The 24,584-nt window shown below is 62.4% G+C and carries 24 protein-coding genes; 8 read left to right on the top strand and 16 right to left on the bottom strand.

Annotation, left to right across the window (positions count from 1 at the left end):
- The gene (locus tag M5C01_RS08130; RefSeq protein WP_152736779.1) at positions 1 to 2,364 is read right to left on the bottom strand and encodes a heavy metal translocating P-type ATPase; all 2,364 of its coding nucleotides are present in this window, start codon (positions 2,362 to 2,364) and stop codon (positions 1 to 3) included.
- Between the two features lie 83 nt (positions 2,365 to 2,447).
- On the opposite strand from M5C01_RS08130, the gene cadR reads away from it, so the two are divergent.
- On the top strand, positions 2,448 to 2,894 hold the full coding sequence (cadR, locus tag M5C01_RS08135) for a Cd(II)/Pb(II)-responsive transcriptional regulator (protein ID WP_103499658.1): 447 nt from the start codon (positions 2,448 to 2,450) through the stop codon (positions 2,892 to 2,894).
- Between the two features lie 125 nt (positions 2,895 to 3,019).
- Here the strand turns inward: cadR and M5C01_RS08140 are convergent, their stop codons facing one another.
- The 3 genes from M5C01_RS08140 to M5C01_RS08150 form a co-directional block, all read right to left on the bottom strand.
- On the bottom strand, positions 3,020 to 3,991 hold the full coding sequence (locus tag M5C01_RS08140) for a thymidylate synthase (protein WP_152736778.1): 972 nt from the start codon (positions 3,989 to 3,991) through the stop codon (positions 3,020 to 3,022).
- A 48-nt stretch (positions 3,992 to 4,039) separates the two neighbouring features.
- A complete protein-coding gene (gene lgt, locus M5C01_RS08145) occupies positions 4,040 to 4,861 on the bottom strand; it encodes a prolipoprotein diacylglyceryl transferase (RefSeq protein WP_103497949.1) in 822 nt (273 codons plus the stop codon).
- A gap of 125 nt (positions 4,862 to 4,986) precedes the next feature.
- Complete coding sequence (locus M5C01_RS08150; RefSeq protein ID WP_103497950.1) at positions 4,987 to 5,769, bottom strand: sulfite exporter TauE/SafE family protein; 783 nt, start codon at positions 5,767 to 5,769, stop codon at positions 4,987 to 4,989.
- A gap of 110 nt (positions 5,770 to 5,879) precedes the next feature.
- On the opposite strand from M5C01_RS08150, the gene M5C01_RS08155 reads away from it, so the two are divergent.
- On the top strand, positions 5,880 to 6,626 hold the full coding sequence (locus M5C01_RS08155) for an NRDE family protein (protein ID WP_152736893.1): 747 nt from the start codon (positions 5,880 to 5,882) through the stop codon (positions 6,624 to 6,626).
- A gap of 10 nt (positions 6,627 to 6,636) precedes the next feature.
- Here M5C01_RS08155 and ptsP read toward each other — a convergent pair whose 3' ends face one another.
- Complete coding sequence (ptsP, locus tag M5C01_RS08160; RefSeq protein ID WP_100942022.1) at positions 6,637 to 8,910, bottom strand: phosphoenolpyruvate--protein phosphotransferase; 2,274 nt, start codon at positions 8,908 to 8,910, stop codon at positions 6,637 to 6,639.
- A gap of 21 nt (positions 8,911 to 8,931) precedes the next feature.
- Positions 8,932 to 9,411, bottom strand: a complete 480-nt coding sequence (locus tag M5C01_RS08165) for an RNA pyrophosphohydrolase (protein ID WP_040071746.1) — start codon at positions 9,409 to 9,411, stop codon at positions 8,932 to 8,934.
- A gap of 143 nt (positions 9,412 to 9,554) precedes the next feature.
- On the opposite strand from M5C01_RS08165, the gene M5C01_RS08170 reads away from it, so the two are divergent.
- Complete coding sequence (locus M5C01_RS08170; protein WP_103497951.1) at positions 9,555 to 10,211, top strand: HAD family hydrolase; 657 nt, start codon at positions 9,555 to 9,557, stop codon at positions 10,209 to 10,211.
- 123 nt (positions 10,212 to 10,334) lie between these two features.
- On the opposite strand, the gene M5C01_RS08175 is transcribed toward M5C01_RS08170, so the two are convergent.
- From M5C01_RS08175 to ilvA, 4 genes are all read right to left on the bottom strand, one after another.
- The gene (locus M5C01_RS08175) at positions 10,335 to 10,802 is read right to left on the bottom strand and encodes a DUF2269 domain-containing protein (protein ID WP_152736777.1); all 468 of its coding nucleotides are present in this window, start codon (positions 10,800 to 10,802) and stop codon (positions 10,335 to 10,337) included.
- Positions 10,799 to 12,055, bottom strand: a complete 1,257-nt coding sequence (locus M5C01_RS08180) for an SDR family oxidoreductase (RefSeq protein ID WP_152736776.1) — start codon at positions 12,053 to 12,055, stop codon at positions 10,799 to 10,801. Before M5C01_RS08180 ends, M5C01_RS08175 begins: the two co-directional genes overlap by 4 nt.
- Before the next feature lie 22 nt (positions 12,056 to 12,077).
- On the bottom strand, positions 12,078 to 12,506 hold the full coding sequence (locus M5C01_RS08185; protein ID WP_152736775.1) for a DUF2269 family protein: 429 nt from the start codon (positions 12,504 to 12,506) through the stop codon (positions 12,078 to 12,080).
- A gap of 204 nt (positions 12,507 to 12,710) precedes the next feature.
- A complete protein-coding gene (gene ilvA / locus M5C01_RS08190; RefSeq protein ID WP_103497955.1) occupies positions 12,711 to 14,294 on the bottom strand; it encodes a threonine ammonia-lyase, biosynthetic in 1,584 nt (527 codons plus the stop codon).
- A gap of 115 nt (positions 14,295 to 14,409) precedes the next feature.
- On the opposite strand from ilvA, the gene rpiA reads away from it, so the two are divergent.
- A complete protein-coding gene (rpiA, locus tag M5C01_RS08195) occupies positions 14,410 to 15,081 on the top strand; it encodes a ribose-5-phosphate isomerase RpiA (protein ID WP_103497956.1) in 672 nt (223 codons plus the stop codon).
- 134 nt (positions 15,082 to 15,215) lie between these two features.
- Here rpiA and M5C01_RS08200 read toward each other — a convergent pair whose 3' ends face one another.
- Both M5C01_RS08200 and M5C01_RS08205 read right to left on the bottom strand, forming a co-directional pair.
- A complete protein-coding gene (locus M5C01_RS08200) occupies positions 15,216 to 15,881 on the bottom strand; it encodes a fumarylacetoacetate hydrolase family protein (RefSeq protein WP_152736773.1) in 666 nt (221 codons plus the stop codon).
- Positions 15,882 to 15,918: 37 nt separating this feature from the next.
- The gene (locus M5C01_RS08205; RefSeq protein WP_152736772.1) at positions 15,919 to 17,313 is read right to left on the bottom strand and encodes an FAD-binding oxidoreductase; all 1,395 of its coding nucleotides are present in this window, start codon (positions 17,311 to 17,313) and stop codon (positions 15,919 to 15,921) included.
- A gap of 202 nt (positions 17,314 to 17,515) precedes the next feature.
- Here M5C01_RS08205 and serA point away from each other — a divergent pair, with 202 nt between their 5' ends.
- Positions 17,516 to 18,745: a phosphoglycerate dehydrogenase gene (gene serA / locus M5C01_RS08210; protein WP_103497959.1), complete on the top strand. Its 1,230-nt coding sequence runs from the start codon at positions 17,516 to 17,518 to the stop codon at positions 18,743 to 18,745.
- A 63-nt stretch (positions 18,746 to 18,808) separates the two neighbouring features.
- On the opposite strand, the gene M5C01_RS08215 is transcribed toward serA, so the two are convergent.
- Positions 18,809 to 19,246, bottom strand: coding sequence for a DUF4399 domain-containing protein (locus M5C01_RS08215; RefSeq protein ID WP_103497960.1), 438 nt, complete (start codon positions 19,244 to 19,246; stop codon positions 18,809 to 18,811).
- A gap of 136 nt (positions 19,247 to 19,382) precedes the next feature.
- On the opposite strand from M5C01_RS08215, the gene M5C01_RS08220 reads away from it, so the two are divergent.
- Positions 19,383 to 19,982, top strand: a complete 600-nt coding sequence (locus M5C01_RS08220) for a transporter substrate-binding domain-containing protein (protein ID WP_152736771.1) — start codon at positions 19,383 to 19,385, stop codon at positions 19,980 to 19,982.
- A 9-nt stretch (positions 19,983 to 19,991) separates the two neighbouring features.
- Here the strand turns inward: M5C01_RS08220 and M5C01_RS08225 are convergent, their stop codons facing one another.
- Positions 19,992 to 20,495 (bottom strand): DUF523 domain-containing protein, encoded by a 504-nt coding sequence (locus M5C01_RS08225; protein WP_152736770.1) that lies wholly within the window; start codon positions 20,493 to 20,495, stop codon positions 19,992 to 19,994.
- The gene (locus tag M5C01_RS08230; RefSeq protein WP_152736769.1) at positions 20,492 to 21,127 is read right to left on the bottom strand and encodes a 2OG-Fe(II) oxygenase; all 636 of its coding nucleotides are present in this window, start codon (positions 21,125 to 21,127) and stop codon (positions 20,492 to 20,494) included. The genes M5C01_RS08225 and M5C01_RS08230 overlap by 4 nt, the downstream gene beginning before the upstream one ends.
- A 108-nt stretch (positions 21,128 to 21,235) precedes the next feature.
- Between M5C01_RS08230 and M5C01_RS08235 the strand changes: the two genes are divergently transcribed.
- The gene (locus M5C01_RS08235) at positions 21,236 to 21,994 is read left to right on the top strand and encodes a DUF2059 domain-containing protein (RefSeq protein WP_152736768.1); all 759 of its coding nucleotides are present in this window, start codon (positions 21,236 to 21,238) and stop codon (positions 21,992 to 21,994) included.
- Between the two features lie 100 nt (positions 21,995 to 22,094).
- Positions 22,095 to 22,595: a GNAT family N-acetyltransferase gene (locus M5C01_RS08240; RefSeq protein ID WP_152736767.1), complete on the top strand. Its 501-nt coding sequence runs from the start codon at positions 22,095 to 22,097 to the stop codon at positions 22,593 to 22,595.
- A 22-nt stretch (positions 22,596 to 22,617) separates the two neighbouring features.
- Here M5C01_RS08240 and M5C01_RS08245 read toward each other — a convergent pair whose 3' ends face one another.
- A complete protein-coding gene (locus tag M5C01_RS08245; protein WP_152736766.1) occupies positions 22,618 to 24,564 on the bottom strand; it encodes an ATP-dependent DNA helicase RecQ in 1,947 nt (648 codons plus the stop codon).
- Positions 24,565 to 24,584: the final 20 nt, after the last annotated feature.

Consider the following 24,584-nt stretch of genomic DNA (forward strand, 5'->3'; position numbering starts at 1 on the left):
TTACTTGCGCAACAGGCGCAACCCATTGAACACCACCAGCAGGCTGACGCCCATATCGGCGAACACCGCCATCCACATGGTTGCCAGCCCCAGGAAAGTCACCGCCAGGAAGATCGCCTTGATCACCAGGGCCAGGGCGATATTTTGCCTGAGGATACGCGCGGTCTGGCGCGAAAGGCGAATGAAAGCCGGAATCTTGCGCAGATCATCGTCCATCAGGGCGACATCGGCGGTCTCAATTGCGGTGTCGGTACCGGCGGCGGCCATGGCAAAGCCGATCTCGGCACGGGCCAGGGCCGGAGCGTCGTTGATACCGTCGCCGACCATGCCGACCTGATGGCCACGGGCATACAGCTCTTCGATGGCCTGTAGTTTGTCGGTGGGCAACAGATCGCCACGGGCCTCGTCGATCCCGACCTGGGCGGCAATGGCCGAGGCGGTGTGGATATTGTCCCCGGTCAGCATCAGGGTCTTGATCCCCAGCGCGTGCAACTCGCGGATCGCCTCACGGCTGGAAGCCTTGACCGTATCGGCCACGGCGAACAGCGCCAACGGGCCGGAGGCGTCGAGCAGCAACACCACGGTCTTGCCTTGTTTTTCCAGGGCGAAGAGTTTTTCCTCCAGGGCCGCCGAGCAGAGACCGAGGTCTTCCACCAGGCGATGGTTGCCCAGGTGATAACCCTTGCCGCCGACCTCGCCGCGCACACCGCGCCCGGCCAGGGCTTCGAAGGCTTCGACGTCACGTAGCGTCCACTGTTTGTCCTGCGCATCCTTGGCAATCGCCAGGGACACCGGGTGATCGGAACGCGCCGCGAGGCTGGCGGCGATCAACGGCGCGGTCTCGACGAACAGTGGGTTGAGGACCAGATAGTCGGTCAGCACCGGCTTGCCGTGGGTGATGGTCCCGGTCTTGTCCAGGGCCAGGTAATCAAGCTTGTGCCCGCTTTCCAGATAGACCCCGCCCTTGACCAGAATGCCCTTGCGGGCGGCGGCGGCCAGGCCGCTGACGATGGTCACCGGGGTCGAGATCACCAACGCGCACGGGCAGGCGACTACCAATAGGACCAGCGCCCGGTAGATCCAGTCGAACCACAGGCCGTTCATGAACAGCGGCGGCAGCACCGCCACCGCCAGGGCGAAGGCGAACACCGCCGGGGTGTAGATTTTCGCGAAGGTATCGACGAACCGCTGGGTCGGCGCCCGCGCGCCCTGAGCCTGCTCGACGGCATGGATGATCCGCGCCAGGGTCGAATTGCCCGCGACGGCCGTCACCCGATAGTCCAGTGAACCCGCCTGGTTGATGGTGCCGGCAAAGACCTTGTCGCCCGGATTCTTCTCGATGGGCAGGCTTTCGCCGGTGATCGGTGCCTGATCGACGCTGGAGCTGCCGTAGACCACTTCGCCATCGAGGCCGATGCGCTCACCAGGACGTACCCGGACCAAGGCACCCAGTTCGATGCTTTTAACCTCACGTTCGACCCACTCGCCGTCATCCTGGCGCACCGTGGCCTTTTCCGGCGTCATCTGCATCAGGCCGCTGATGGCGTTGCGCGCGCGGTCCAGGGACTTGGCTTCGATCAGTTCGGCGATGGTGAAGAGGAACATCACCATCGCCGCTTCCGGCCACTGCCCGATCAGCACCGCGCCGGTCACGGCGATGCTCATCAGCGCGTTGATATTCAGGTTGCGGTTTTTCAGGGCGATCCAGCCCTTTTTATAGGTGGTCAGGCCGCCGCTGAGGATGGAAACCAGCGCGATGATTGCCACCACCCAGGTCGGGGCCACGGCGGTGAAGTGAATCACTTCGGCGACCAGGGCGCCGACACCGGACAAAGCCAGGGGCCACCAGGGTTTCTTCACCGGCGGCTGGCTTGGAGTTTCGGCGCTTGCGCCCTCTTCCAACGGCTCGGCCTGCATGCCCAGGGACTTGATGGCGTCGACAATCGGCGTGGTCGACGACAGGTCATGGGTCACACCGAGGATCCGGTTGATCAGGTTGAACTCAAGCTGCTGCACGCCCGCCAGCTTGCCGAGCTTGTTCTGGATCAGCGTCTGCTCGGTGGGACAGTCCATGGCTTCGATTCGGAAACGGCTCAACCGTGCGTCGGCGCTGGTGGTCTCGCTGAGTTTGATCAGCGCGGGGGCCTCGGCAGTCGAACAGCAGCTGTGGGCATGCCCGGCCGCCCCATGGGAGTGGGAAGCCTTTACCGGCTGGAGGACACGGAAAGACCGAGGCGCGGGCTTATCGGCCTGACCGTGGTCATGGCCGTGGTCGTGACTATGCTTGTGATCGTGATCGTGATCGTGGCCAGCATGGGCATGATCGCCGGCAGGCTTGTGCGAAGTGTGGATGGAGTCGCTCATGGGTGCGTCCCTGAAAGTGCTTGTTGCCAAGTGAACACCCTGTAGCCACTATAGGGTCAAGCACCCTTTTCGGAGATCGAACGATGAAGATTGGCGAACTGGCGAAACTCACCGACTGCCAGGTGGAAACCATCCGTTATTACGAGAAGGAAAACCTGCTGCCGGAACCGGCGCGCAGCGAGGGCAACTACCGCCTGTACACCCAGGCGCATGTGGAGCGCCTGACCTTTATCCGCAACTGCCGCAGCCTGGACATGACGCTGGAGGAGATTCGCAGTTTGCTGGGGTTGCGCGACAGCCCGCAGGATCAATGCGAAAGCGTGAATGCGCTGATTGATGAGCATATCCATCACGTCAAGGCACGGATCGACGGGTTGCTGGCGTTGCAGACGCAGTTGCTGGATCTGCGCCAGCGTTGTGGCGGCGGGCCGGATCTGGATCAGTGCGGGATCTTGCAGCGGTTGGAGGTCAGCGGCAGCGTGGTGGCGGCTGAAGAGCATTCACATGTCGGCAGAAGTCACGGGCATTGAGGGCCTATTCGCGGGCAAGCTCCGCTCCCACAGGCCCCGAGTCGTGCACACCTTCTGTGTACGACGCAAATCCAATGTGGGAGCGGAGCTTACCCGCGAAGCAGACGACGCGATACCGAGCCGAACTAGACCGCCATCGGCGCCGTCATCGGCGCATGGTGCTGGTAGCCTTCCAGCGAGAAATCCCCCGGTTCCACCAGCTCCAGCCACTCCGGCTGATAAACACCCGTCTTGGCAAACTCCGGCACACGGTCCGAAATCACCAACTTCGGCATCGGGAACGGCTCGCGGGTCAGCTGTTCGTTGAGCATGTCCAGGTGGTTTTCATACACATGGGCATCGCCGATGAAATAGGTGAACCAGCGCGGCGTATAACCGGTCAGGCGCCCGATCAGGCTCAGCAGTGCCGCGCCTTCGGTCAGGTTGAACGGCGTGCCCAACCCCAGATCATTCGAACGGATGTAGAGGGTCAGGGAAATCTCCTTGGTCTCCACATTCGGATGGAACTGATACAGCAAATGACACGGCGGCAACGCCATTTCATCCAGCTGCGCACAGTTCCAGCCATGGAACAGAATCCGCCGGCTACCCGGATCCTTGATGATGGTGTCGACGCACTGGCGCACCTGGTCGATGGCCTTGTACAGCACCACATAGGTCTGGCCGTTTTCCTCGCCCTCGGCAATCTGCCGATAACCCTGACTCAAGGTCTGCTCGATAGCCGCGACGTTGCTCTTGGCAATCTGCTTGTACGCCGGCCATTTACGCCATTGCACCCCATAGATCTCGCCCAGGTCGTCTTCGCCCTGGCGGAACGGGTTGGCCAGCCACTGCGCGTTTTCGTTGGCGTTCTGGTCCCAGACCTTGCAGCCCAGCGCGCGGAACTCGGCGGCGTTGTTCACCCCACGGAGAAAACCGCACATCTCGCCGACAGCGGATTTGAACGCCATCTTGCGGGTGGTGATCGCCGGAAAACCTTCCTGGAGGTCATAACGCAGCATGGCCCCGGGAAAGCTGATGGTGTTCACGCCGGTACGGTTGGCCTGCTTGGTGCCGTTCTTGATGACATGGGCGACCAGTTCGAGATATTGCTTCATGAGTTACCTGCATCCTTGAATACGGGGCCCGCGAGCCCCGATTCGAATTTAAAGCGCGGCGTCTTTCGCGGCCGGTGTAGTCGGGGCGCGGTGATAGGCGAACCACAGCAAGCCCAGGCCGCCGATGATCATCGGCAGGCTGAGGATCTGCCCCATGGTCACCCAGCCGAACGCCAGGTAGCCAAGCTGCGCATCCGGCACCCGGACGAACTCGACGACAAAACGGAAGATCCCGTAGAACAACGCGAACATGCCTGAAACCGCCATGGTCGGCCGCGGCTTGCGCGAGAACAACCAGAGGATCACGAACAGGGCCACGCCTTCCAGGGCGAACTGATACAGCTGCGACGGGTGACGCGGCAACTGGGCCGGGTCGCTGAACGGCGGGAAGATCATCGCCCACGGCAAGTCGGTCGGTTTGCCCCATAGCTCGGCGTTGATGAAATTGCCGATCCGCCCGGCACCCAGGCCGATCGGAACCATCGGCGCGACAAAGTCCATCAGTTGGAAGAACGACTTGCCGTTGCGCCGGCCAAACCACCAGGCCGCCACCATCACCCCGATAAAGCCGCCATGGAACGCCATGCCGCCCTTCCAGACCTCGAAGATCAGCGTCGGGTTGGCCAGGTAGGCGCTCAGATCGTAGAACAGCACATAACCCAGGCGCCCGCCAACGATGACCCCCATGGCCAGCCAGAAGATCAGGTCGGAGAGTTTCTCCTTGGTCCAGGTCGGATCGAAACGGTTCAGGCGCCGGGAGGCCAGCAGCCACGCACCGCCAATGCCGACCAGGTACATCAGGCCGTACCAGTGGATTTTCAGCGGGCCGATGGCCAGGGCCACCGGGTCAATCTGCGGGTAAGGCAGCATTGCAACTCCTCGATAGAGTAAAAATTCAGGGCCCGGCGAACAGCAATCGCCCGGGCCGGCGGGTCATGTTGCAACCGCGCCATTAAGCCAATATTGCGTCGGCATGACTGAACCGAGCCTGTGGCTCAGATCAGGAACTTCAGGCCGACAATGAACAACAGGCCGGCAAACAGCCGCTTGAGCAACAGCGGCGACAGCTGGTGTGCCAGTTGCACACCGAAGCGAGCAAAAAACATACTGGTCAGGGCAATCCCGAGCAAGGCCGGCAAATAGATAAAGCCCAGGCTGTGGGCCGGCAACAATGGATCGTGCCAACCCAGGATCATGAAACTCAAGGTACTGGCCAGGGCAATCGGCAAGCCACAGGCCGAGGACGTCGCCACCGCCTGCTGCATCGGCACGCTGCGCCAGGTCAGGAACGGCACGGTCAGGGAGCCGCCGCCGATCCCGAAAATCGCCGAGGCCCAGCCGATAAACGCCCCCGCCAGGCCGAGGCCGAACTTGCCGGGCACGCTGCGGCTGGCCTTGGGCTTGAGGTTCAGCGCCATCTGCGCCGCCACCACCAGGGCGAACACGCCGATGATCTTCTGCAGGTGCGGGCCGGCGATGGCCTTGGCAGTCAATGCGCCGAGGCCCGAGCCCAGCAGGATGCCCACGGCCATCCAGGCAAAGACCGGCCAGAGCACCGCGCCGCGCTTGTGATGCCCGCGAATGGTGTTGAACGAGGTGAAAATGATCGTCGCCAGGGACGTGCCCACCGCCAGGTGCGTGAGGATCAGCGGATCGAACCCTTGCAGGGTGAAACTGAACACCAGCACCGGGACGATAATGATCCCGCCGCCCACGCCGAACAGCCCGGCCAGCACGCCGGCGCAGGCCCCCAAGACCAGATAGAGCAGAAATTCCATGCGCGACCCCGCAAAACAAGTCCGGCATGGTAACGGAAGGAGGGACACGGCTCTACTGGATGGCGATGGATACCCTGCGTAGAGTGGGCAAAAACATCGAGGACCACCTGATGTGCCTGATTGTCTTTGCCTGGCGCCCGGGCCATGCCCAGCCGCTGATCGTCGCGGCCAACCGTGACGAATTTTATGCCCGACCAAGCCTGCCCCTGGCGCAATGGCCGGAAGCGCCGCAGGTGTATGCGGGGCGTGATCTGGAGGCGGGCGGGACCTGGCTGGGGATCGGGGCCCGGGGGCGCTTTGCGGCCTTGACCAATATCCGCAATCCGCACCAGCCGGTGGCCCGGCGCTCACGGGGAGAGTTGGTGGCGCGTTTTCTCACCGAAGACCTGCCGATTGATGAGTATTTAGCCGAAATTCGCGCAAGATCGGCAGAATATGCCGGGTTCAACCTGCTCCTGGGAACAGCGGATGCGCTGTGGCATCTCAATTCCCACGAGGGTGAACCGCGCCAACTGGCGGAGGGTGTCTACGGGCTGTCCAATGCCGGGCTCGATACGCCCTGGCCGAAACTGCTCAAGGCCCGCGCGGCGCTGTCCTGGGAACTGGCGGATCCGCGACCGGAGGCATTGCTGGCGATGCTCGGCGACCCGACGATCGCGCCGCTTGCCGAGTTGCCGGACACCGGAGTGGGACAGACAACCGAGAGTCTGCTGTCGAGCGTGTTTATCGCCAGCCCCAGCTACGGCACCCGGGCCAGCACGGTGCTGATCAGCCACGCCGATGGCACGCGCCATCTCATGGAGCGCAGCTTCGGGCCGTATGGCGGGCATCTGGGAGAGGTGGAGCTAAAGGTCTAGCTCCGCCCTCTCAATGCGTGACAGTCGGCACCACCATCCGTGACAGCCCGAGATTCTTCAGCGCCAACTGCAAGGTACTGCGAATCACCTGCGGATTGTCGATGGTCATCACCTGGGCCAGCAGTTCCTGGGCCTTGCTCAGATTGATCTGGCGCAGCATCCATTTCACCTTCGGCAGGTTGGTGGCGTTCATCGACAGGCTGTCAAAGCCCATCGCCATCAACAGCACCGCCGCCATCGGATCACCGGCCATCTCGCCGCAGATACTCACCGGCTTGCCTTCGGCATGGGCGTCACGCACCACGTTCTGCAAGGCTTGCAGCACCGCCGGGTGCAGGTAGTCGTAAAGGTCCGCGACCCGTGGATTGTTGCGGTCCACGGCCAGCAGGTACTGGGTCAGGTCGTTGGAGCCCACCGAGAGGAAGTCCACCTGCCGTGCCAGCTCGCGGGTCTGGTAGACCGCCGCCGGAATCTCGATCATCACCCCCACCGGCGGCATCGGCACGTCGGTGCCTTCGTCGCGCACCTCGCCCCAGGCCCGGTGGATCAGGTGCAGCGCCTCTTCCATCTCGTGGATGCCCGAGATCATCGGCAGCAGGATCCGCAGGTTGTTCAGGCCCTCGCTGGCCTTGAGCATGGCCCGCGCCTGTACCAGGAAGATTTCCGGGTGGTCGAGGGTCACGCGGATACCGCGCCAGCCGAGAAACGGGTTGTCTTCTTCAATCGGGAAATACGGCAGCGACTTGTCGCCGCCGATGTCCAGGCTGCGCATGGTCACCGGTTGCGGATGGAACGCCGACAACTGCTCGCGATAGATCGCCAGCTGTTCCTTCTCGCTCGGGAAACGCTGGTTGATCATGAACGGCACTTCGGTGCGGTACAGGCCGACACCTTCGGCCCCGCGCTGCTGCGCCCGGGCCACATCCGCCAGCAGGCCGGTGTTGACCCACAGCGGCATGCGATGGCCGTCCGGGGTCACGCACGGCAGCTCGCGCAAGGCGTCCAGGCCCTCGGACAGCTGGCGTTCTTCTTCCACCACACCGGCGTATTGCTTACGCAGCACTTCGCTGGGGTTGGTAAACACCTCGCCACGGGCGCCGTCGACGATCATCTCGATGCCGTCGACCTTCGAGTACGGCAGGTCCACCAGGCCCATGACGGTTGGAATGCCCATGGCCCGCGCCAGGATCGCCACGTGGGAGTTACCCGAACCCAGTACCGAGACCAGGCCCTTGAGCTTGCCTTCCGGTACTTCGCCGAGCATCGCCGCGGTCAGCTCTTCGCTGACCATGATGGTGTTGTCCGGGTAGACCAGGGCTTGCTGGCGTTCAGACTGCAGGTAGGCCAGCAGCCGGCGCCCGAGGTCCTTGACGTCCGACGCGCGCTCACGCAGGTAGGCGTCGTCCATCAGTTCAAAACGGTTGACGTGATCGGTCACCACTTGGCGCAAGGCGCCCTGGGCCCATTGGCCGGTCTTGATCACGTTGGTGATTTCGCTGCCCAGGGAGGCATCGTCGAGCATCATCAGGTAGACGTCGAACAACGCGCGCTCTTCCGGACGCAGCTGGGTCGCGAGTTTGGCCGAGAGCGTGCGCATATCGGCACGCACGCCTTCGATGGCGGTCTTGAACAGCGCCAGTTCGGCATCGATATCGGCGATCGCCTTGTCCGGCACCACGTCCAGGTCCGCCGGCGGCAACATGACCACCGCCGTACCCACCGCAGCACCCGGCGAACCCGGCACACCGATGAACTTGGCTTCCTGGATGCCCTTGCCTTCACGCCCCAGCCCACGGATCGAACCGGTGGCCTCGGCATGGGCGATAACGCCGGCCAACTGGGCGCTCATGGTCACCAGGAAGGCTTCTTCGCCCTCGTCGAACTGGCGACGCTCTTTCTGCTGGATCACCAACACGCCGACGACCCGGCGATGGTGGATGATCGGCGCACCGAGGAAGGAGGCATAACGCTCCTCGCCGGTTTCGGCAAAGTAGCGATACCGCGGGTGATCGGCGGCGTTTTCCAGGTTCAGCGGTTCTTCGCGCGTACCCACGAGGCCAACCAGGCCTTCGTTCGGCGCCATGCTGACCTTGCCGATCGAGCGCTTGTTCAAGCCCTCGGTGGCCATCAGGACAAAGCGGTTGGTTTCGGGGTCCAGCAAATAGACCGAGCAGACCTGGCTGCCCATGGCCTCTTTGACGCGCAATACAATAATGCCCAACGCCGCCTTGAGATCCTTGGCGGCGTTAACTTCCTGGACGATCTTGCGCAGCGTATTGAGCATGGCTCGGGGTCGAACTCCGTGTCAGTCGCGCGCCAACAGGCGCGGGGCAAGCTCTTTGAGCGCGCGACGGTAGACCTCGCGCTTGAATGTCACCACCTGGCCCAACGGGTACCAATAGCTGACCCAACGCCAGCCATCGAACTCCGGTTTACCGGTCAAATCCATCCGCACCCGCTGCTCGTTGGAGAGCAGGCGCAGGAGAAACCATTTCTGCTTCTGGCCGATGCACAGCGGTTGGCTGTGGGTACGCACCAGGCGTTGCGGCAAACGATAGCGCAACCAGCCCCGGGTACAGGCCAAAATTTGCACATCTTCGCGTTCCAGGCCGACTTCTTCGTTCAATTCACGGTACAAAGCGTCTTCAGGCGTCTCGTCCGGGTTGATCCCGCCTTGCGGAAACTGCCATGCATCTTGATTGATGCGGCGCGCCCAGAGGACCTGCCCAGCATCATTCGTCAGAATTATCCCGACATTAGGACGGAAACCATCGGGGTCGATCACGGCAACCACCTCGCAAACGCATGTCATCGCATTGTTCCACAAAGGTTGTGAAAGCAGCAACGAGCCTTCCTACCTTATGTGCACTCTTGTGAAAAGACCGTATTCTGGAGGCCTTTTTACAGGCTTATCAGCGAGTAACCGCAATGCGTCTGGCTTTATTCGACTTGGACAACACACTTTTGGGCGGCGACAGCGACCACGCCTGGGGCGATTACCTCTGCGAACGGGGGATTCTCGACCCGGTGGCCTATAAAACCCGCAACGACGAGTTCTACCAGGATTATCTGGCGGGCCGCCTGGACAACGCCGAGTATCTGAATTTCTGCCTGGAAATTCTCGGCCGCAGCGAGATGGCGCAACTGGACGAGTGGCATCGCGACTATATGCGCGACTGCATCGAACCCATCGTGCTGCCCAAGGGCCTGGCGTTACTGGCCCAACACCGCGACGCCGGCGACAAGCTGGTGATCATCACCGCCACCAACCGTTTTGTCACGGCACCGATTGCCGCGCGGCTGGGGGTCGAGACCCTGATCGCCACCGAGTGCGAGATGATCGACGGCCGCTACAGCGGGCGCAGCACCGATATCCCCTGCTTTCGCGAGGGTAAGGTGACGCGTTTGAACCGTTGGCTGGAAGAAACCGGGCATGGCCTGGAAGACAGCTATTTCTATAGCGATTCGATGAATGACCTGCCGTTGCTGGAGCAGGTGGCCAATCCCGTGGCGGTGGACCCGGATCCGAATCTGCGGGCCGAAGCCGAGAAGCGTGGATGGCCGGTGATTACGCTGCGCGATTGATGGCCTATTCGCGGGCAAGCTCCGCTCCCACATTAGATTTGTGCCGTGCACAGAAGGTGCGTACGACTCAGGACCCGATGTGGGAGCGGAGCTTGCCCGCGAAGAAGGCGACTCGGTGTCAGATCAGACCGGCTTGGCGACCATCAGATAAAAAATCGCCATAAACGACAAAAACGCCGGCCAGCCCAGCACAAACCACCAGCGCATATAGGTCTCGGCCTGCATCGGCATCGCCGCTCCCGCGTGCAAGGCCTGCTCGGCCATTCTGTGCACCCGGATCTGCAACCAGACCACCGGCAACCAGCAGATCCCCGCCAACACGAACAGGCCCAGGCTCCACACCAGCCAGCTTTGCTGGATCGGCCAGCCCGCCAGGTACATCAGCCCCAGCCCGCTCAATGGCTGGAACACCGCCGTAGTGGTGGTAAAAGCCCAATCGGCGAACACCAGGTGCTTGAAGGTCGCCGCAATCACCTCGACGTTGCCCGTGCGCCAGGCGCGCAAGGCGTAATACGCGGAACCGGCACCCAGGCCGAAAAGAATGGTGGAAGACAGGATATGCAGGGTTTTCAGCAGCAGGTAAGCACTCATCGACGCGGTTCGGTCCAAAGCAGCCAAAGGGTCGCCACCATCAGCACCAGATTCTTGGCGACGGCGGCATAAGGGTCAAACCAGTAGTGCGGCAGTACGAAGCTGATAATCAGGGTATAGGCCCCCATCAATAGCAATTGCGCCCGGAACGTCCACTTGCGCGTACGCCGGAACAACATCCCCAGGCCCAGCAGCCCGTCGCACAGCGACCCGGCGTAGACCGCAATCGCTGCGGAGTCCCCGCTTACCCCGGCCTCGGCCATGATCCGCAGGCTCCAGTCATAACCCGGCCCCAGGCAAACCACCGCCGTGCCCAGCCAGATCAACAGCATCACCGCCAGCAGCAACGGCCGCAGCGCCGATTGGACACTCTGGCCGGCGTTCGGCCAGTCCTGCAGGCGAGTGGAGAGCGGCGCGGCGCGGTAACCACAGACCTCGGCCAGCGCCTCGGGACCGGCGACATTGTCACGCTGGGCCATGCGCAGGCTCTGGCGATTCAAGGCCCGCCAGCCCAGGCGCTCGCCCAGCCAGGCACCGGCACGCGACAAGATCCCCGGCACCTTCACATACCGCGCAGGCCCCCAGCCCTGGGCCACACGCAACTGATCGAGCACTTGCGCCAGGGTCAGCACTTGCGGCCCCACCAGCGGCAACACCTGGGAGTGCGCCGGCCAATGCCGCAGCAAGGCCAGCACGGCGGCGGACAAATCGTCGATATGCAGCGGTTGCAAGCGCGCTTGCAGGTCCAGCCAGGGGATCAGCGGCCAGGGCGACAGGCGCGCCAGCCAGGCACTGCTGGCCCCGCCGGCCCCCAGCAGCAACGAGGGGCGCAGCACCACGGCCGGCACGCCGAGCGTCATCAGGTAATCATCCGCCGCCGCCTTGCTCGCCAGGAACGGCACATCCGGCTGCTCGCCGGCGCCCAGCGCGGAAATATGCAGCACTCGCACGCCCCGGCGCGCCGCCAGGTCGAACAGCGCCCGGGTGCCCAGGTCCTGGGTCAGGCGCAGTGCCTGCTCATCAGTACTCAGCAACCCGGCGGCATTGATCAGCAGATCGATACCATGGGGCAGGATGAAATGCTTGGAGTCCTCGGCCAACCGATCCAGGTCGAGCACCTGCCATTCGACCCCCGGTAGCGAGCGCAGGTGATGATCACGGCTGGTGGCGATCACTTCGTGACCGGCGGTACTCAACGCCGCCAGCAAATGGCGGCCGACGAACCCCGTGGCCCCCACCAGAAGCACCTTCATGGCAAATCCCCGGCCTGACGGCTTAAACCGGTTTCGCGCCCATCAGGCCCGCAATAGCGACAAAACCGACAACCGTGAAAATCGCCAGGGCCAGCGTAAACCCTGGATGCCGCGCCGTGATACCACGGCGCAGGCGATTGAGACGGACCACCAGCCACACCCAACTCAGGGTGCACAGGGTGTAGAGCACGCTCGAACCCAGCAGCCAGGTCTGCCCCAACGGCCAACCGGACAGGTGCACCAACCACCAGCCACTGACCGGCAGCACGGCCAGGCACAGCGCCATCAGCCCCCAAACGAAGAACCAGGGACGCTGCAAAGTGTGATTTTGAATGGTTGTATCGCCGGCACGGCGTCCGCGCCAAAGCCTGATCGTCACCGCCAGCGCGCTGCCCAGCAAAAGCACCGGCGCCGCACCGTGTAGCAGTTTCAAGGCAGTGAGGGTTTCCATTTCATCGTTTCCTTGGTTTTACGATCAACTTTCGAGCAGCAATCAGATGCAGAGTCGAACACATCCCGTGTAGGAGCATGACTTGCCAGCGAAGGGGCCCATGAGAGCGTCAAAAGCTTCGCTGGCAAGCCAGGCTCCTACAAGGTTACGCGCTGCCTTTCAGAATGGAACCTGCCCATCAGCTTAGCAGCCATCCACCGTGTTTCAGCCGAGGAACAACCGATACGCCGGGTTATCGCTTTCATCCCAATACGGGTAGCCGATTTCCGCCAGGGCCGCCGGCACCAGATGACGCTCTTCCTCCGGCACCTGCAGGCCCGCGACCACCCGGCCATCAGCGGCGCCATGGTTACGGTAATGGAACATCGAGATATTCCAGCGCCCGCCGAGCTTGTTGAGGAAGTTGAACAACGCCCCCGGGCGCTCCGGGAATTCGAAGCGCAACACCATCTCGTCACTGACACGGGCCGCATGGCCACCGACCATATGACGGATATGCAACTTGGCCAGCTCGTTGTCGGTCAGGTCCAGCACCGGGAAACCCTGGCCGGTCAGGCTGTCGATCAGGGCACTGCGTGGATCGCTGTCGGGGTGGGTTTGCACGCCGACGAAAATATGCGCTTCGTGGCCGGTGTGATAACGGTAATTGAATTCGGTGATCTGACGCTTGCCGATGGCTTCGCAGAACGCCTTGAAACTGCCCGGCCGCTCCGGAATGGTCACGGCGATAATCGCTTCGCGCCCTTCGCCCAACTCGGCACGCTCGGCCACATGGCGCAGGCGGTCAAAGTTGACGTTGGCGCCGGAGTCGATGGCCACCAGGGTCTGCCCGGTGATCTTGCGCGATTCGACGTACTTCTTGATCCCGGCCACGCCCAAAGCGCCGGCAGGCTCGGTGATCGAGCGGGTATCGTCGTAGATATCCTTGATCGCGGCGCAGATCTCGTCGGTACTGACGGTGATCACCTCGTCGACATAGTCCTTGCAGATATCGAAGGTGTGCTGGCCGATCTGCGCCACGGCCACGCCGTCGGCGAACAACCCCACGGTGGACAGGATCACCCGCTCGCCGGCGGCCATGGCCTGCTGCAGACAGTTGGAGTCATCCGGCTCGACGCCGATCACCTTGATCTCCGGCCGCAGGTACTTCACATAGGCCGCGATCCCGGAAATCAAGCCGCCGCCACCGACCGGAACGAAGATCGCATCCAACGGGCCCGGATGCTGGCGCAGAATCTCCATCGCCACGGTGCCCTGCCCGGCAATGGTGTGCGGATCATCGTAGGGGTGGATATAGACGTAGCCTTTTTCCTCGACCAGCCGCAGGGAATGGGCCAGGGCTTCGGCGAAAGAGTCGCCATGCAACACCACTTTGCCGCCCCGGGAGCGCACGCCTTCGATCTTGATTTCCGGCGTGGTCTTGGGCATCACGATGGTGGCCTTGACCCCCAGCACCTTGGCCGCCAGGGCCAGGCCCTGGGCATGGTTGCCCGCCGATGCCGTGACCACGCCACGGGCGCGCTCGGCCTCGCTAAGCTGGGTCAGCTTGTTGTAGGCACCGCGAATCTTGAAGGAAAACACCGGCTGCAAATCTTCGCGCTTGAGCCAGACCTTGTTGCCCAGCCGCTCGGAGAGCTGGCGAGCGGTCTGCAACGGGGTTTCCACGGCAACGTCGTAGACGCGCGAGGTGAGGATCTTCTTGACGTACTGTTCAAGCATCGGAAGGCATCGCTGGCGGGTGTGGACAGGGACCGAGGAGTCTAACCCAGCGCTTGCGGCAACGACCACAGGGTTCCTGAGGTTTTATTGCCCGTGCCTGCGGCCAAACGGACAATGACCTTCCCCGCCCCGACGCTTATAATGCCGGCCTTTCGCACACCCCCTGCCCGCTTTCGGAGCCCGCATGACCCAGGATCAACTCAAACAGGCCGTGGCCCAAGCCGCTGTCGACTTCATCCTTCCCAAGCTCGATGACAAAAGCGTGATCGGCGTGGGCACCGGCTCCACCGCCAACTGCTTTATCGACGCCTTGGCGCAACACAAGGGCGCCTTCGACGGCGCGGTCGCCAGCTCCGAAGCCACCGCCGCGCGCCTCAAGGGCCACGGGATTCCGGTCTATGAGCTGAACACCGTCAGCGATCTGGAGTTCTACATCGACGGCGCCGACGAAAGCGACGAACACCTGAACCTGATCAAGGGCGGCGGCGCGGCCCTGACCCGCGAGAAGATCGTCGCGGCCGTGGCCAAGACTTTTATCTGCATCGCCGACGGCAGCAAGCTGGTCCCGGTGCTCGGCGCTTTCCCGCTGCCGGTCGAAGTGATCCCCATGGCCCGCAGCCATGTGGCGCGCCAGTTGGTGAAACTGGGGGGTGATCCGGTGTATCGCGAGGGCGTGTTGACCGATAACGGCAACATCATTCTGGATGTGCACAACCTGCAGATCACCAACCCGGTGGAGCTGGAAAGCCAGATCAATGCGATTGTCGGCGTGGTCACCAACGGCCTGTTCGCGGCGCGTCCGGCGGACCTGCTGCTGCTGGGCACCAGCGAAGGCGTGAAGACCCTCAAGGCCTGAGGCAAGCACCGCCCCCCCTCTGTAGGAGCGAGCTTGCTCGCGATGGGCGTTAACGATAACGCGGGGCGCCTGATGCCCCACGGTGTCTGTGCCATCATCGCGAGCAAGCTCGCTCCTACAGGAGGGCGTCGGGATTAACGGACGCTGCTGTTGAAGCGGCTGGCGCCCGGCAATTCCAGTACCAGCTCATCCCCGGCATTCAGCGGGCCGACGCCCACCGGCGTACCGGTCAGGATCACGTCACCGGCCTGCAACGAAAAGCATGCGGCCATGTACTGGATCATCGGCACGATCGGGTTGAGCATGTCGCTGCTGATCCCGTCCTGGCGAACCTGACCGTTGATGGTCAGGCGAATGCCGATCTGGGTCAGGTCCGGGAAGGTACTCCCCACCACGAACGGCGACAGCACGCAGGCACCGTCGAACGACTTGGCGACTTCCCAGGGCAGGCCCTTGCTCTTCAGCTCCGCCTGCTTGTCGCGCAAGGTCAGGTCCAATGCCGGCGCAAACCCGGAAATGGCATCCAGAACCTCTTCAACACTCGGCTTGTTGGACAGCGGCTTGCCGATCAACACGGCAATCTCGGCCTCGTAATGCACCGAACCACGGTCCACCGGAATGCTGAAACCACCCTCGATCGGCACCACGCAGCTGCCCGGCTTGATAAACAGCAACGGCTCGGTCGGCACCGGATTGTCCAGTTCCTTGGCGTGCTCGGCGTAATTACGGCCGATGCATACCACCTTGCCGAGAGGAAAGTGAATACGGGTACCGTCGACATACTGGTGCTGATAGCTCATGACTGACTCCTGGTCTTTGTCATCAGTGACTTCTGGTTCAAACCGCGAAGATCTTGCCCGGGTTCATGATCCCGTTCGGATCGAACACCGCCTTGATCGCTTTCATGTATTCAATTTCAACCGGGGAACGGCTGTAGGTCAGGTAATCGCGCTTGGTCATGCCCACGCCGTGTTCGGCGGAGATCGAACCGTTGTACTTCTCGACGGTTTCGAACACCCACTTGTTCACGGTAGCGCACTTGGCAAAGAACTCGTCCTTGCTCAGGTTTTCCGGCTTGAGGATGTTCAGGTGCAGGTTGCCGTCGCCGATGTGACCGAACCAGACGATTTCAAAGTCCGGGTAGTATTCGCCGACGATGGCGTCGATTTCCTTGAGGAACGCCGGCACTTTCGACACAGTGACCGAAATGTCGTTCTTGTACGGCGTCCAGTGGGAAATGGTCTCGGAGATGTACTCGCGCAGCTTCCAGAGGTTCTGCAACTGGGTTTCGCTCTGACTCATCACGCCGTCCAGCACCCAACCCTGCTCGACACAGTGCTCGAAGGTTTCCAGGGCGTGGTTGGCCACTTCTTCAGTGGTCGCCTCGAATTCCAGCAGGGCGTAGAACGGACAGTCGGTTTCGAACGGCGCCGGCACGTCGCCACGGCCGAGGACCTTGGCCAGGGCCTTGTCGGAGAAAAATTCGAAGGCGGTCAGGTCCAGCTTGCCCTGGAACGCGTGCAGCACCGGCATGATCGAGTCGAAATCCGGGGTGCCGAGGACCATGCAGGTCAGGTTCTTCGGCGCGCGGTCCAGGCGCATGGTGGCTTCGACCACAAAACCCAGGGTGCCCTCGGCGCCGATAAACAGCTGGCGCAGGTCGTAGCCGGTGGCGTTCTTGATCAGGTCCTTGTTCAGTTCCAGCACATCGCCCTTGCCGGTCACCACCTTCATGCCGGCCACCCAGTTGCGGGTCATGCCGTAGCGAATCACCTTGATCCCGCCGGCATTGGTGCCGATATTGCCGCCAATCTGGCTGGAACCGGCCGAAGCGAAGTCCACCGGGTAGTACAAGCCCTTTTCTTCGGCCACGTTCTGCAAGTGCTCGGTGACCACGCCCGGCTGGCAAACCGCGGTGCGGTCGGTCAGGTTGATGTCCAGCACCTGGTTCATATAGTCGAAGGACACCACCACTTCACCGTTGGCCGCCACGGCCGCGGCGGACAGCCCGGTACGACCGCCCGATGGCACCAGCGCGACCTTGTGCTGGTTGGCCCAGCGCACGATGGCCTGGACCTGTTCGGTGGTCTTCGGGAACACGATGGCCGTCGGCGCGGGAGCGAAATGCTTGGTCCAATCCTTCCCGTAAGCATTCAGGGAGTCAGCATCGGTCAGGACCTTACCAGGCTCAACCAGGGTCTTCAGCTCATCAATCAGGGCAGGATGGGTCATCGACAGAACTCTCGAACAATTCATGGTCATCCTGAGGACGCTTCACGTCGCAGAATGAGTGTTTGCGGGTCGCATATGCTAGCATACGCCCCCCGCAGAAGCGTGCTATCAGGCCGATCTGCGGTGCCGGCGATCACGCCGCGCGGTCAGCTCAAGCTGTCCATTTCCCTGCCATTTTTCTCCGGGACACAGGTTTACGCAGATGAGCAAGACTTCTCTCGATAAGAGCAAGATCAAGTTCCTTCTTCTCGAAGGCGTCCACCAATCCGCCGTGGACGTCCTCAAGGCCTCCGGGTACGTCAATATCGAGTACCTGACTGGCTCCTTGCCAGAAGCCCAGTTGAAGGAAAAGATCGCCGATGCCCACTTCATCGGCATTCGCTCGCGCACCCAACTGACCGAAGACATCTTCGAACACGCGAAGAAACTCGTCGCTGTCGGTTGTTTCTGCATCGGCACCAACCAGGTCGACCTCAACGCGGCTCGCGAGCGCGGCATCGCCGTGTTCAACGCCCCGTACTCCAACACCCGCTCCGTTGCCGAGCTGGTGCTGGCCGAAGCGATCCTGTTGCTGCGCGGCATTCCCGAGAAGAACGCTTCCTGCCATCGCGGTGGCTGGATCAAGAGCGCGGCCAACTCCTTCGAAATCCGCGGCAAGAAGCTGGGGATCATCGGTTACGGCTCGATCGGCACGCAGTTGTCGGTTCTGGCCGAAGGCCTGGGCATGCAGGTGTTCTTCTACGACACCCTGACCAAGCTGCCGCTGGGCAACGCCACCCAGGTCTCGAACCTGACCGACCTGCTGGGCATGTCCGACATCGTCACCCTGCACGTTCCGGAAACCGCCGAGACCCAGTGGATGATCGGTGAGAAGGAAATCCGCGCAATCAAGAAAGGCGGGATCCTGATCAACGCCGCGCGCGGCACCGTGGTCGAGCTGGACGCCCTGGCGAACGCGATCAAGGACAAGCACCTGATCGGCGCGGCCATCGATGTCTTCCCGGTGGAGCCACGCTCCAACGACGAAGAGTTCGAAAGCCCGCTGCGTGGCCTGGACAACGTGATCCTGACCCCGCACATCGGTGGCTCGACCGCCGAAGCCCAGGCCAACATCGGTCTGGAAGTGGCGGAAAAGCTGGTCAAGTACAGCGACAACGGTACCTCGGTATCGTCCGTGAACTTCCCTGAAGTGGCCTTGCCGGCTCACCCAGGCAAGCATCGCCTGCTGCACATCCACCAGAACATCCCGGGTGTGATGAGCGAAATCAACAAGGTCTTCGCGGAAAACGGCATTAACATCTCCGGTCAGTTCCTGCAGACCAACGAGAAAGTCGGTTACGTGGTGATCGACGTCGACGCCGAGTACTCGGACTTGGCGCAAGAGAAGCTGCAACACATCAACGGCACCATCCGGTCCCGCGTGTTGTTCTAAGCCTCAAGCGCTGGACGAAAAAAGGGAGGCCTGCGAGGGCCTCCCTTTTTTTCTGACACGGATTTACTTCACGTTGACGGTGATGACTTTCGAGGCGACGGTCGGATTGAACTGCATATGCCCCTTGTCACCCGCCACCAGTTGCAAGGTGTGCTTGCCCGGGGTCAGGGTCAGCTGGGTTTCGGTCTGGGCCTTGCCGTAGTGGATCACGGTGTCGGTCGCCGGAATCGGCAGGGCTGGGTCCGGCAGGGCCTTCTGGTCGACCAGCAGGTGGTGGTGACCGGAGCCTGGCGTTTCGTCACCGGCCGGCTTGAGCACCAGGCCCTTCATGCCGAACTTGACCGTGAAGGTCTTGTCGACCGTGGCGCCGTTTTTCGGCGAAACGATAAAGACCTTGGCGTCCTTGGGTGCCGCAATACGCGGAAGATCATCCGCAACCGCCAGCATCGAAGAACCCAGCAAAACAGTAGCCAACGCAACACGAGACACTAAGGTTTTCATTAACTTCTCCAGTTTTCCGCAATTTCAGTACGGTTATGACAACTTTGTGGCGATTTGTGGTCCAAGGCACTCAATAACATAGCAAAGCGTGCCTGAACGGCGCGGTACATATTTGTATTCCAATTCGGGAGCGACCATGGGTTTTCTGCCTGGCCTATTAATTTTACTGCCTTTCGTCAGCCCTTTCGTCCAGGCTGAACTGATTGATGACGTCAACGACCGGGGCGAGTTGCGCATCGCCCTGGAAGGCGACATGCGACCCTTCGGCTTTACCGAAGACGGGCGCCTGACCGGCTTCGAAGTCGAACTGGGCGAACAACTGGCCCGGGAACTCGACGTGCAGGCCTCGTTTGTCCCCACCGACGTCACCGACCTGCTGCAAGGCGTCGAGAGTGGAAAGTACGATGTCGCCATCAACCACATGCCTATGACTGCAGAACTGAGAAAACGTTACGACTTCAGCGAGCCTTATGGTTATCCCAGCATGAAATGGATCACACACCGGGAAGAACCGCCGACACAGATCCCCTTCGCCATGCGCGACAGCTCGCTACCACTGGTTCCGGAGGACTCCGACGGGCCGACAGTGGCCCTGGCGATTCCGTTTCAGAAGGGTAACCCGGCGTTCCAGGCAAGCCTGGACAATGCGCTGCAGCGCATGAAGGCGGACGGGCGCCTCGCGGCGCTCTCAAAGAAGTGGTTCGGGATAGATGCGACTCAGCCGCCGAAGCCGTGAGCCAGCGGTTTACGGCTTCGGGTGATGCTCCAGGACCTGCAGGGCGATAAGCGCGTCAGGCAGTTCCAACTCACTGAACACCTGCACGCCGGCCTGCTTCAACAAGGCCGCCGTCACCCCTTCGCCGCGAACCTTCACCCCACTGAAGGTCCCGTCATAGGTCAACAGGTTGCCACAGGACGGGCTGTTGGCCTTGAGCACCGCGATACGGATGTCATGCCGCCGCACCAACTCCAGCGCCTGATACGCACCAGAGAGAAAAGCGTCGCTGACATCCTCGCCCTCGGTGGTGATCACCCGGGCCAGTCCTTCCAGTACCTGCGCGCCCTGCCCGCCGGGAATCTCCGCCGCCGCACGGGGCGTCGGCAGGCCACCGGCCACTTCCGGGCACAACGGCACCACCCGACCTTCATCCTGCCACTGGGACAGCTGCGCGTAAGGCCCGCTGGCGCCACCGTCATAACGAACCAGATGCCCCAGCAAGCAGCGACTGACCAGAATCTTCTGCTTCATGGAAACGGATCGCTCCCGCGCCGACGAAACCAGCCGGTCAGTGACAGGCGTTCACGGGTCGCCGGCAAGACTTCATGGGGCACCTCCCCCGAGAGGAACAGCACCAGGCAACCGCCGGTCGGAACCACGTCATGCTCCACGCCGTCGTCAAGGTACATACGCAATTGGCCGCCGTGCTCCGGCAACCAGGCATCGTTCAGGTAGATAACCGCCGACACCGTCCGTCGATCATCATCACGGAAGCGGTCCACGTGTTTTTTGTAGAAGGCTCCGGGCGGGTACAGCGCGAAATGGCTTTCGAAATCCTCGAGCCCCAGGAACAGGCCACGGTTGAGGGCCTCGCGCAGGCCGTCCATCAACCCCATGTATTCATCGCAGGGCCTGGTCTGGCCGGGTTCCAGCCACTGGATATGATCGCCACGAATTCCCTCGCGCACTTCCTGGGCAGGCCCGCGTCCCACGCCAGCCGGGGTCAGCTCGCCCTCGGCGGATCGCTGGCGGCACTCGGCGGCCAGGGCCAGGGTCAGCGCCTGCGGCAGGAAGATATTCTGCTGCGACCAGCCACGCTCGGCCAGGTCGTCGACGATACGTAACAGCAGCGGGTGATCAGAGGGAATGTGCATGCCGCGCATAGTATCCAGAAGCCCGGAAATCCGACAGAGCCCCCCGAACGACTTACAGGAATTCTCGACAAGTACCGCGCTCGCCGGGACAATAGCCGGCTGTAGACAGGAGTCCCTATGCGCCGTTTGCTTTTTTCGCTATTGATGTTCTGCACCTTGCCCGCCTGGGCAGACAACCACGACCAGTTGTACCGGGTCGCCGGTTGGCCGGAACAACGCGCGCATTTCAACGATGCCCTGAGCGCCGCCCAGCAAAAGTACCGCAACAGCCTGCCACCGGCGGTCTATGACGCGCTGGTGAGCAACAGCAACCAGCGTTTCGCGCCCCAGGCCATGGACCAGCGGGCCGAGGCCCAGTTGCGCCAGAACCTCGCCAACCCGAAGCCGGCCCTGACGTTCTTCCAGTCACCGCTGGGGCGCAAGATCGTCTCCGCCGAACTGCTCGCCACCCGCCGCGACCAATTGGCCAAGAACGCCAAGGGCCTGCCGCATATCGAAGCCAGTGCCACCCGGCGCCTGCTGATCAACCACCTGGGCCGTGCGCTGCCGGCGCGCGAAGCCGGGGCGGAAGTCAGCCTGGCCATCGCCGGCGTCGCGGCCGACAGCCTGAGTTCGATGATTCCGGGGCTGCTCGGTGCCGGCGCGGCACAAAGCATGCTGAACGGCCAGCGCGAACGCTTGATGGAACAGATCGGCAACGACCTGGATAACACCCTGCTCTACGTCTATCGCGGCCTGTCCGACCCGGAGCTGGAAGAGTTCAGCACCTTTGCCGAGTCGCCGGAAGGCAAGGCCTACTACCAGGCCGCGCTGGCCGCGATCCGCGCCGGGCTGGCGGTGGGACAGAACCTGCCAACCGCGCCGCCTGAAAACTGAAGGCAACACGGCCATGCCTGCAACGCTCGAAATCCGGGCGTAATATAAAAACTTGGGCGCCATCCATGCAGTAGGTTCGCCTCCCCCCAGGAGACCACCCATGTACAGGATCAACCTTGCTACCGCTGCTGATATCGAGGGTATCGCCCAACTGCTCCAGGCCAATTCCCCTTCCCAGGGCGGATCGCTGACCGGAGAGTTTCCTCTCGACAAGGTCAGGCAGATGGCCCTTGGCGGCTCCCCCGTGGTGGTTGCCTTCCGCGATGACCGTGTCGTTGGCGTATTGTTCAGCGCGCCGAAGGATATGCACCCCGCGCCGCCATCGATCCAGGCCATGCTGAGCGCATGGCCGGGTACGCCCGACGCCTACGTGTACGGCCCCGCCTGCATCGCCAGCACGGAAAGAGGCCAAGGCCTGCTGCCGCAGCTCTACGCGCAACTTCAGCGGCATTGCCCCGGTCGTGAAGCGATTCTATTCATACGCCGGGACAACACCGCCTCGCTGCGAGCCCATGAACGCCTGGGCATGCACGAAGTCGCAGGCTTTACGCTGGAAGGCGACGAGTACGCCGTGCTCAGTGACCGACCGGTTGTGCAATAAGACGCAGCGCCCTCGGTAGCCCCTAGGCGGCCTGCCCCTCAAGGGACCAGGCCGCGACCCACTCCCGCACATCGGCATAGGGATAGGCCTCCAGCGCCGAAAACCCCGGCAGCGCCCTGGCCTTCAACTTCGTAAACAACGGCACGCTGATACCGCAGAGGAAGCGCGTCAGGCACTCCGCACTCGGCGAATGCCCGTTGTGCTCCTGGTGCTTGTGGATAAAACCACTGCACAGCCCCGGAAAGTCGCGCTGATCAAGAGCAGGCAACGCCGGCGGCTCCGGCAGGCACGCCACCTGCCCGTGACATACCGAACAATGCCCACAGCGCTCAGGCGCCTGCTCGTCGCCGAAATAGCGGGCCAACCGGTAGCCCAGGCATTGCTCGGTGGCAAACAAGGCCAGCATCGCGTGAATCCGCGCAATCTCGCTGACCTCGTGCTGGGCAAAATAGGCGTACAGCTCCAGGCTCAGGGCATGGGAATCGAAGTCGCTGACCAACAGGCTGTAGACCTCGGTCATCTGCTTGCTTTCCAGCTCGATCCAGCGCCGCTCCTGGAAGAAGTCCAAGGCCTTCACCACCCGGCCGCGCTCGGCCTGATGCTGTTGATACAAGGCGTCGAAGTTCACCGTGGCCCAGGTCCGCGCGCGGCTGGAGGTCTGGATAATCGCCGAGACAAAGTCGCGCCGCTCGCCCTCGAACTTCGCCAGCAACACCTCGGGCTCCACCAGGAACTTGAAACGGTACTCGGCGAAATACGCATAACGCGGCGCGATCAAGCCACGCAACTCCAACTGCACCAGCAAGGTCTTGAGCGGCAACTGGCGGATATTGCTCTGGTCCGCCAAAGGCCCGAGCAGGAACTCCCACTGGCCATCCGGGATTGCCCCCTTCAGCTCATCCAGCACCCGACGAATCCCCTCCAGCTCCGGCGTATCGCCGTAGACGAAGTTCTCCAGCACATTGAGGCTGTCGCGGTTGGCCAGCACCAGGCAATCGGAAGGCTGGCCGTCGCGCCCGGCCCGGCCGATTTCCTGGCTGTAATTCTCGATGGACTTGGGCAGGTCGAAATGCACCACGTTACGGATATCGGCCTTGTCGATGCCCATGCCGAATGCGATGGTGGCGACGATGCAGTTCAACTGCCCGGCCATGAACTGCTTCTGGATCGCCTCCCGCTGCTCATGGGGCAAGCCGGCATGATAGGCCGTGGCCGGGATTTCGTTGCGGCTCAGGTGCTGGGCGATCTGCTCGGCGGTCTTCTGCAAGGTGACGTAGACGATACTCGGCTGCCCGACCCGCCCGCCCAGCCATTCCACCAGCCGGCGATGCTTGTCCTGGCCGCCGACCGATTCCACCAGCAGGTTCAGGTTCGGCCGATAGAAACCGGTGGTGACCACATCGTCCGGCGCAATGGCGAACTTGGCCTGCATATCGGCAATCACCTTCGGCGTCGCGGTGGCGGTCAGCAGCAAGGCCTGGGGAATGCGGAACTGGCGCTGATAGTCCGGCAGCTTCAGGTAGTCCGGGCGGAAATTGTGGCCCCACTCGGAAATACAGTGCGCCTCGTCCACCACCAGCAGGGAAATCTGCACCTGCTGGAGAAAATTGCGGAAGCGCTCGTTCTTCAGGCGCTCCACGGAAATCATCAGGATCTTCAGCTCGCCGGAGCGGGCCCGGGCCATCACCGCATTGGCTTCATCGCGGCTCTGGGCCGAGTCGATGCTCGCCGCTGCGATACCGTGGCGTTGCAAAAACGCAAGCTGGTCCTGCATCAGCGCCAACAGCGGCGACACCACCAGCGTCAGGTGCGGCAGGAGCAGCGCCGGCAGTTGATAACACAAGGACTTGCCGGAACCGGTGGGAAAGATCGCCGCCGTCGAACGCCCGGCCAATACCGCGCTGATCGCGGCCTCCTGGCCGTCGCGAAACTGTGGATAACCAAAAACCCGCTGGAGGGTGTCGTGCATAAGCTGTCACTCCGTTGACC

This window comes from Pseudomonas sp. MWU12-2319 (genome assembly GCF_023242525.1).
Classification (GTDB): domain Bacteria; phylum Pseudomonadota; class Gammaproteobacteria; order Pseudomonadales; family Pseudomonadaceae; genus Aquipseudomonas; species Aquipseudomonas gingeri_D.

What these genes read in the sequence shown, in the direction of transcription:
- M5C01_RS08130 (WP_152736779.1), bottom strand. Translation starts at nt 2,364, where the DNA reads ATGAGCGACTCCATCCACACTTCGCACAAGCCTGCCGGCGATCATGCC.
- cadR (WP_103499658.1), top strand. Translation starts at nt 2,448, where the DNA reads ATGAAGATTGGCGAACTGGCGAAACTCACCGACTGCCAGGTGGAAACC.
- M5C01_RS08140 (WP_152736778.1), bottom strand. Translation starts at nt 3,991, where the DNA reads ATGAAGCAATATCTCGAACTGGTCGCCCATGTCATCAAGAACGGCACC.
- lgt (WP_103497949.1), bottom strand. Translation starts at nt 4,861, where the DNA reads ATGCTGCCTTACCCGCAGATTGACCCGGTGGCCCTGGCCATCGGCCCG.
- M5C01_RS08150 (WP_103497950.1), bottom strand. Translation starts at nt 5,769, where the DNA reads ATGGAATTTCTGCTCTATCTGGTCTTGGGGGCCTGCGCCGGCGTGCTG.
- M5C01_RS08155 (WP_152736893.1), top strand. Translation starts at nt 5,880, where the DNA reads ATGTGCCTGATTGTCTTTGCCTGGCGCCCGGGCCATGCCCAGCCGCTG.
- ptsP (WP_100942022.1), bottom strand. Translation starts at nt 8,910, where the DNA reads ATGCTCAATACGCTGCGCAAGATCGTCCAGGAAGTTAACGCCGCCAAG.
- M5C01_RS08170 (WP_103497951.1), top strand. Translation starts at nt 9,555, where the DNA reads ATGCGTCTGGCTTTATTCGACTTGGACAACACACTTTTGGGCGGCGAC.
- M5C01_RS08175 (WP_152736777.1), bottom strand. Translation starts at nt 10,802, where the DNA reads ATGAGTGCTTACCTGCTGCTGAAAACCCTGCATATCCTGTCTTCCACC.
- M5C01_RS08180 (WP_152736776.1), bottom strand. Translation starts at nt 12,055, where the DNA reads ATGAAGGTGCTTCTGGTGGGGGCCACGGGGTTCGTCGGCCGCCATTTG.
- M5C01_RS08185 (WP_152736775.1), bottom strand. Translation starts at nt 12,506, where the DNA reads ATGGAAACCCTCACTGCCTTGAAACTGCTACACGGTGCGGCGCCGGTG.
- rpiA (WP_103497956.1), top strand. Translation starts at nt 14,410, where the DNA reads ATGACCCAGGATCAACTCAAACAGGCCGTGGCCCAAGCCGCTGTCGAC.
- M5C01_RS08200 (WP_152736773.1), bottom strand. Translation starts at nt 15,881, where the DNA reads ATGAGCTATCAGCACCAGTATGTCGACGGTACCCGTATTCACTTTCCT.
- M5C01_RS08205 (WP_152736772.1), bottom strand. Translation starts at nt 17,313, where the DNA reads ATGACCCATCCTGCCCTGATTGATGAGCTGAAGACCCTGGTTGAGCCT.
- serA (WP_103497959.1), top strand. Translation starts at nt 17,516, where the DNA reads ATGAGCAAGACTTCTCTCGATAAGAGCAAGATCAAGTTCCTTCTTCTC.
- M5C01_RS08215 (WP_103497960.1), bottom strand. Translation starts at nt 19,246, where the DNA reads ATGAAAACCTTAGTGTCTCGTGTTGCGTTGGCTACTGTTTTGCTGGGT.
- M5C01_RS08220 (WP_152736771.1), top strand. Translation starts at nt 19,383, where the DNA reads ATGGGTTTTCTGCCTGGCCTATTAATTTTACTGCCTTTCGTCAGCCCT.
- M5C01_RS08225 (WP_152736770.1), bottom strand. Translation starts at nt 20,495, where the DNA reads ATGAAGCAGAAGATTCTGGTCAGTCGCTGCTTGCTGGGGCATCTGGTT.
- M5C01_RS08230 (WP_152736769.1), bottom strand. Translation starts at nt 21,127, where the DNA reads ATGCGCGGCATGCACATTCCCTCTGATCACCCGCTGCTGTTACGTATC.
- M5C01_RS08235 (WP_152736768.1), top strand. Translation starts at nt 21,236, where the DNA reads ATGCGCCGTTTGCTTTTTTCGCTATTGATGTTCTGCACCTTGCCCGCC.
- M5C01_RS08240 (WP_152736767.1), top strand. Translation starts at nt 22,095, where the DNA reads ATGTACAGGATCAACCTTGCTACCGCTGCTGATATCGAGGGTATCGCC.
- M5C01_RS08245 (WP_152736766.1), bottom strand. Translation starts at nt 24,564, where the DNA reads ATGCACGACACCCTCCAGCGGGTTTTTGGTTATCCACAGTTTCGCGAC.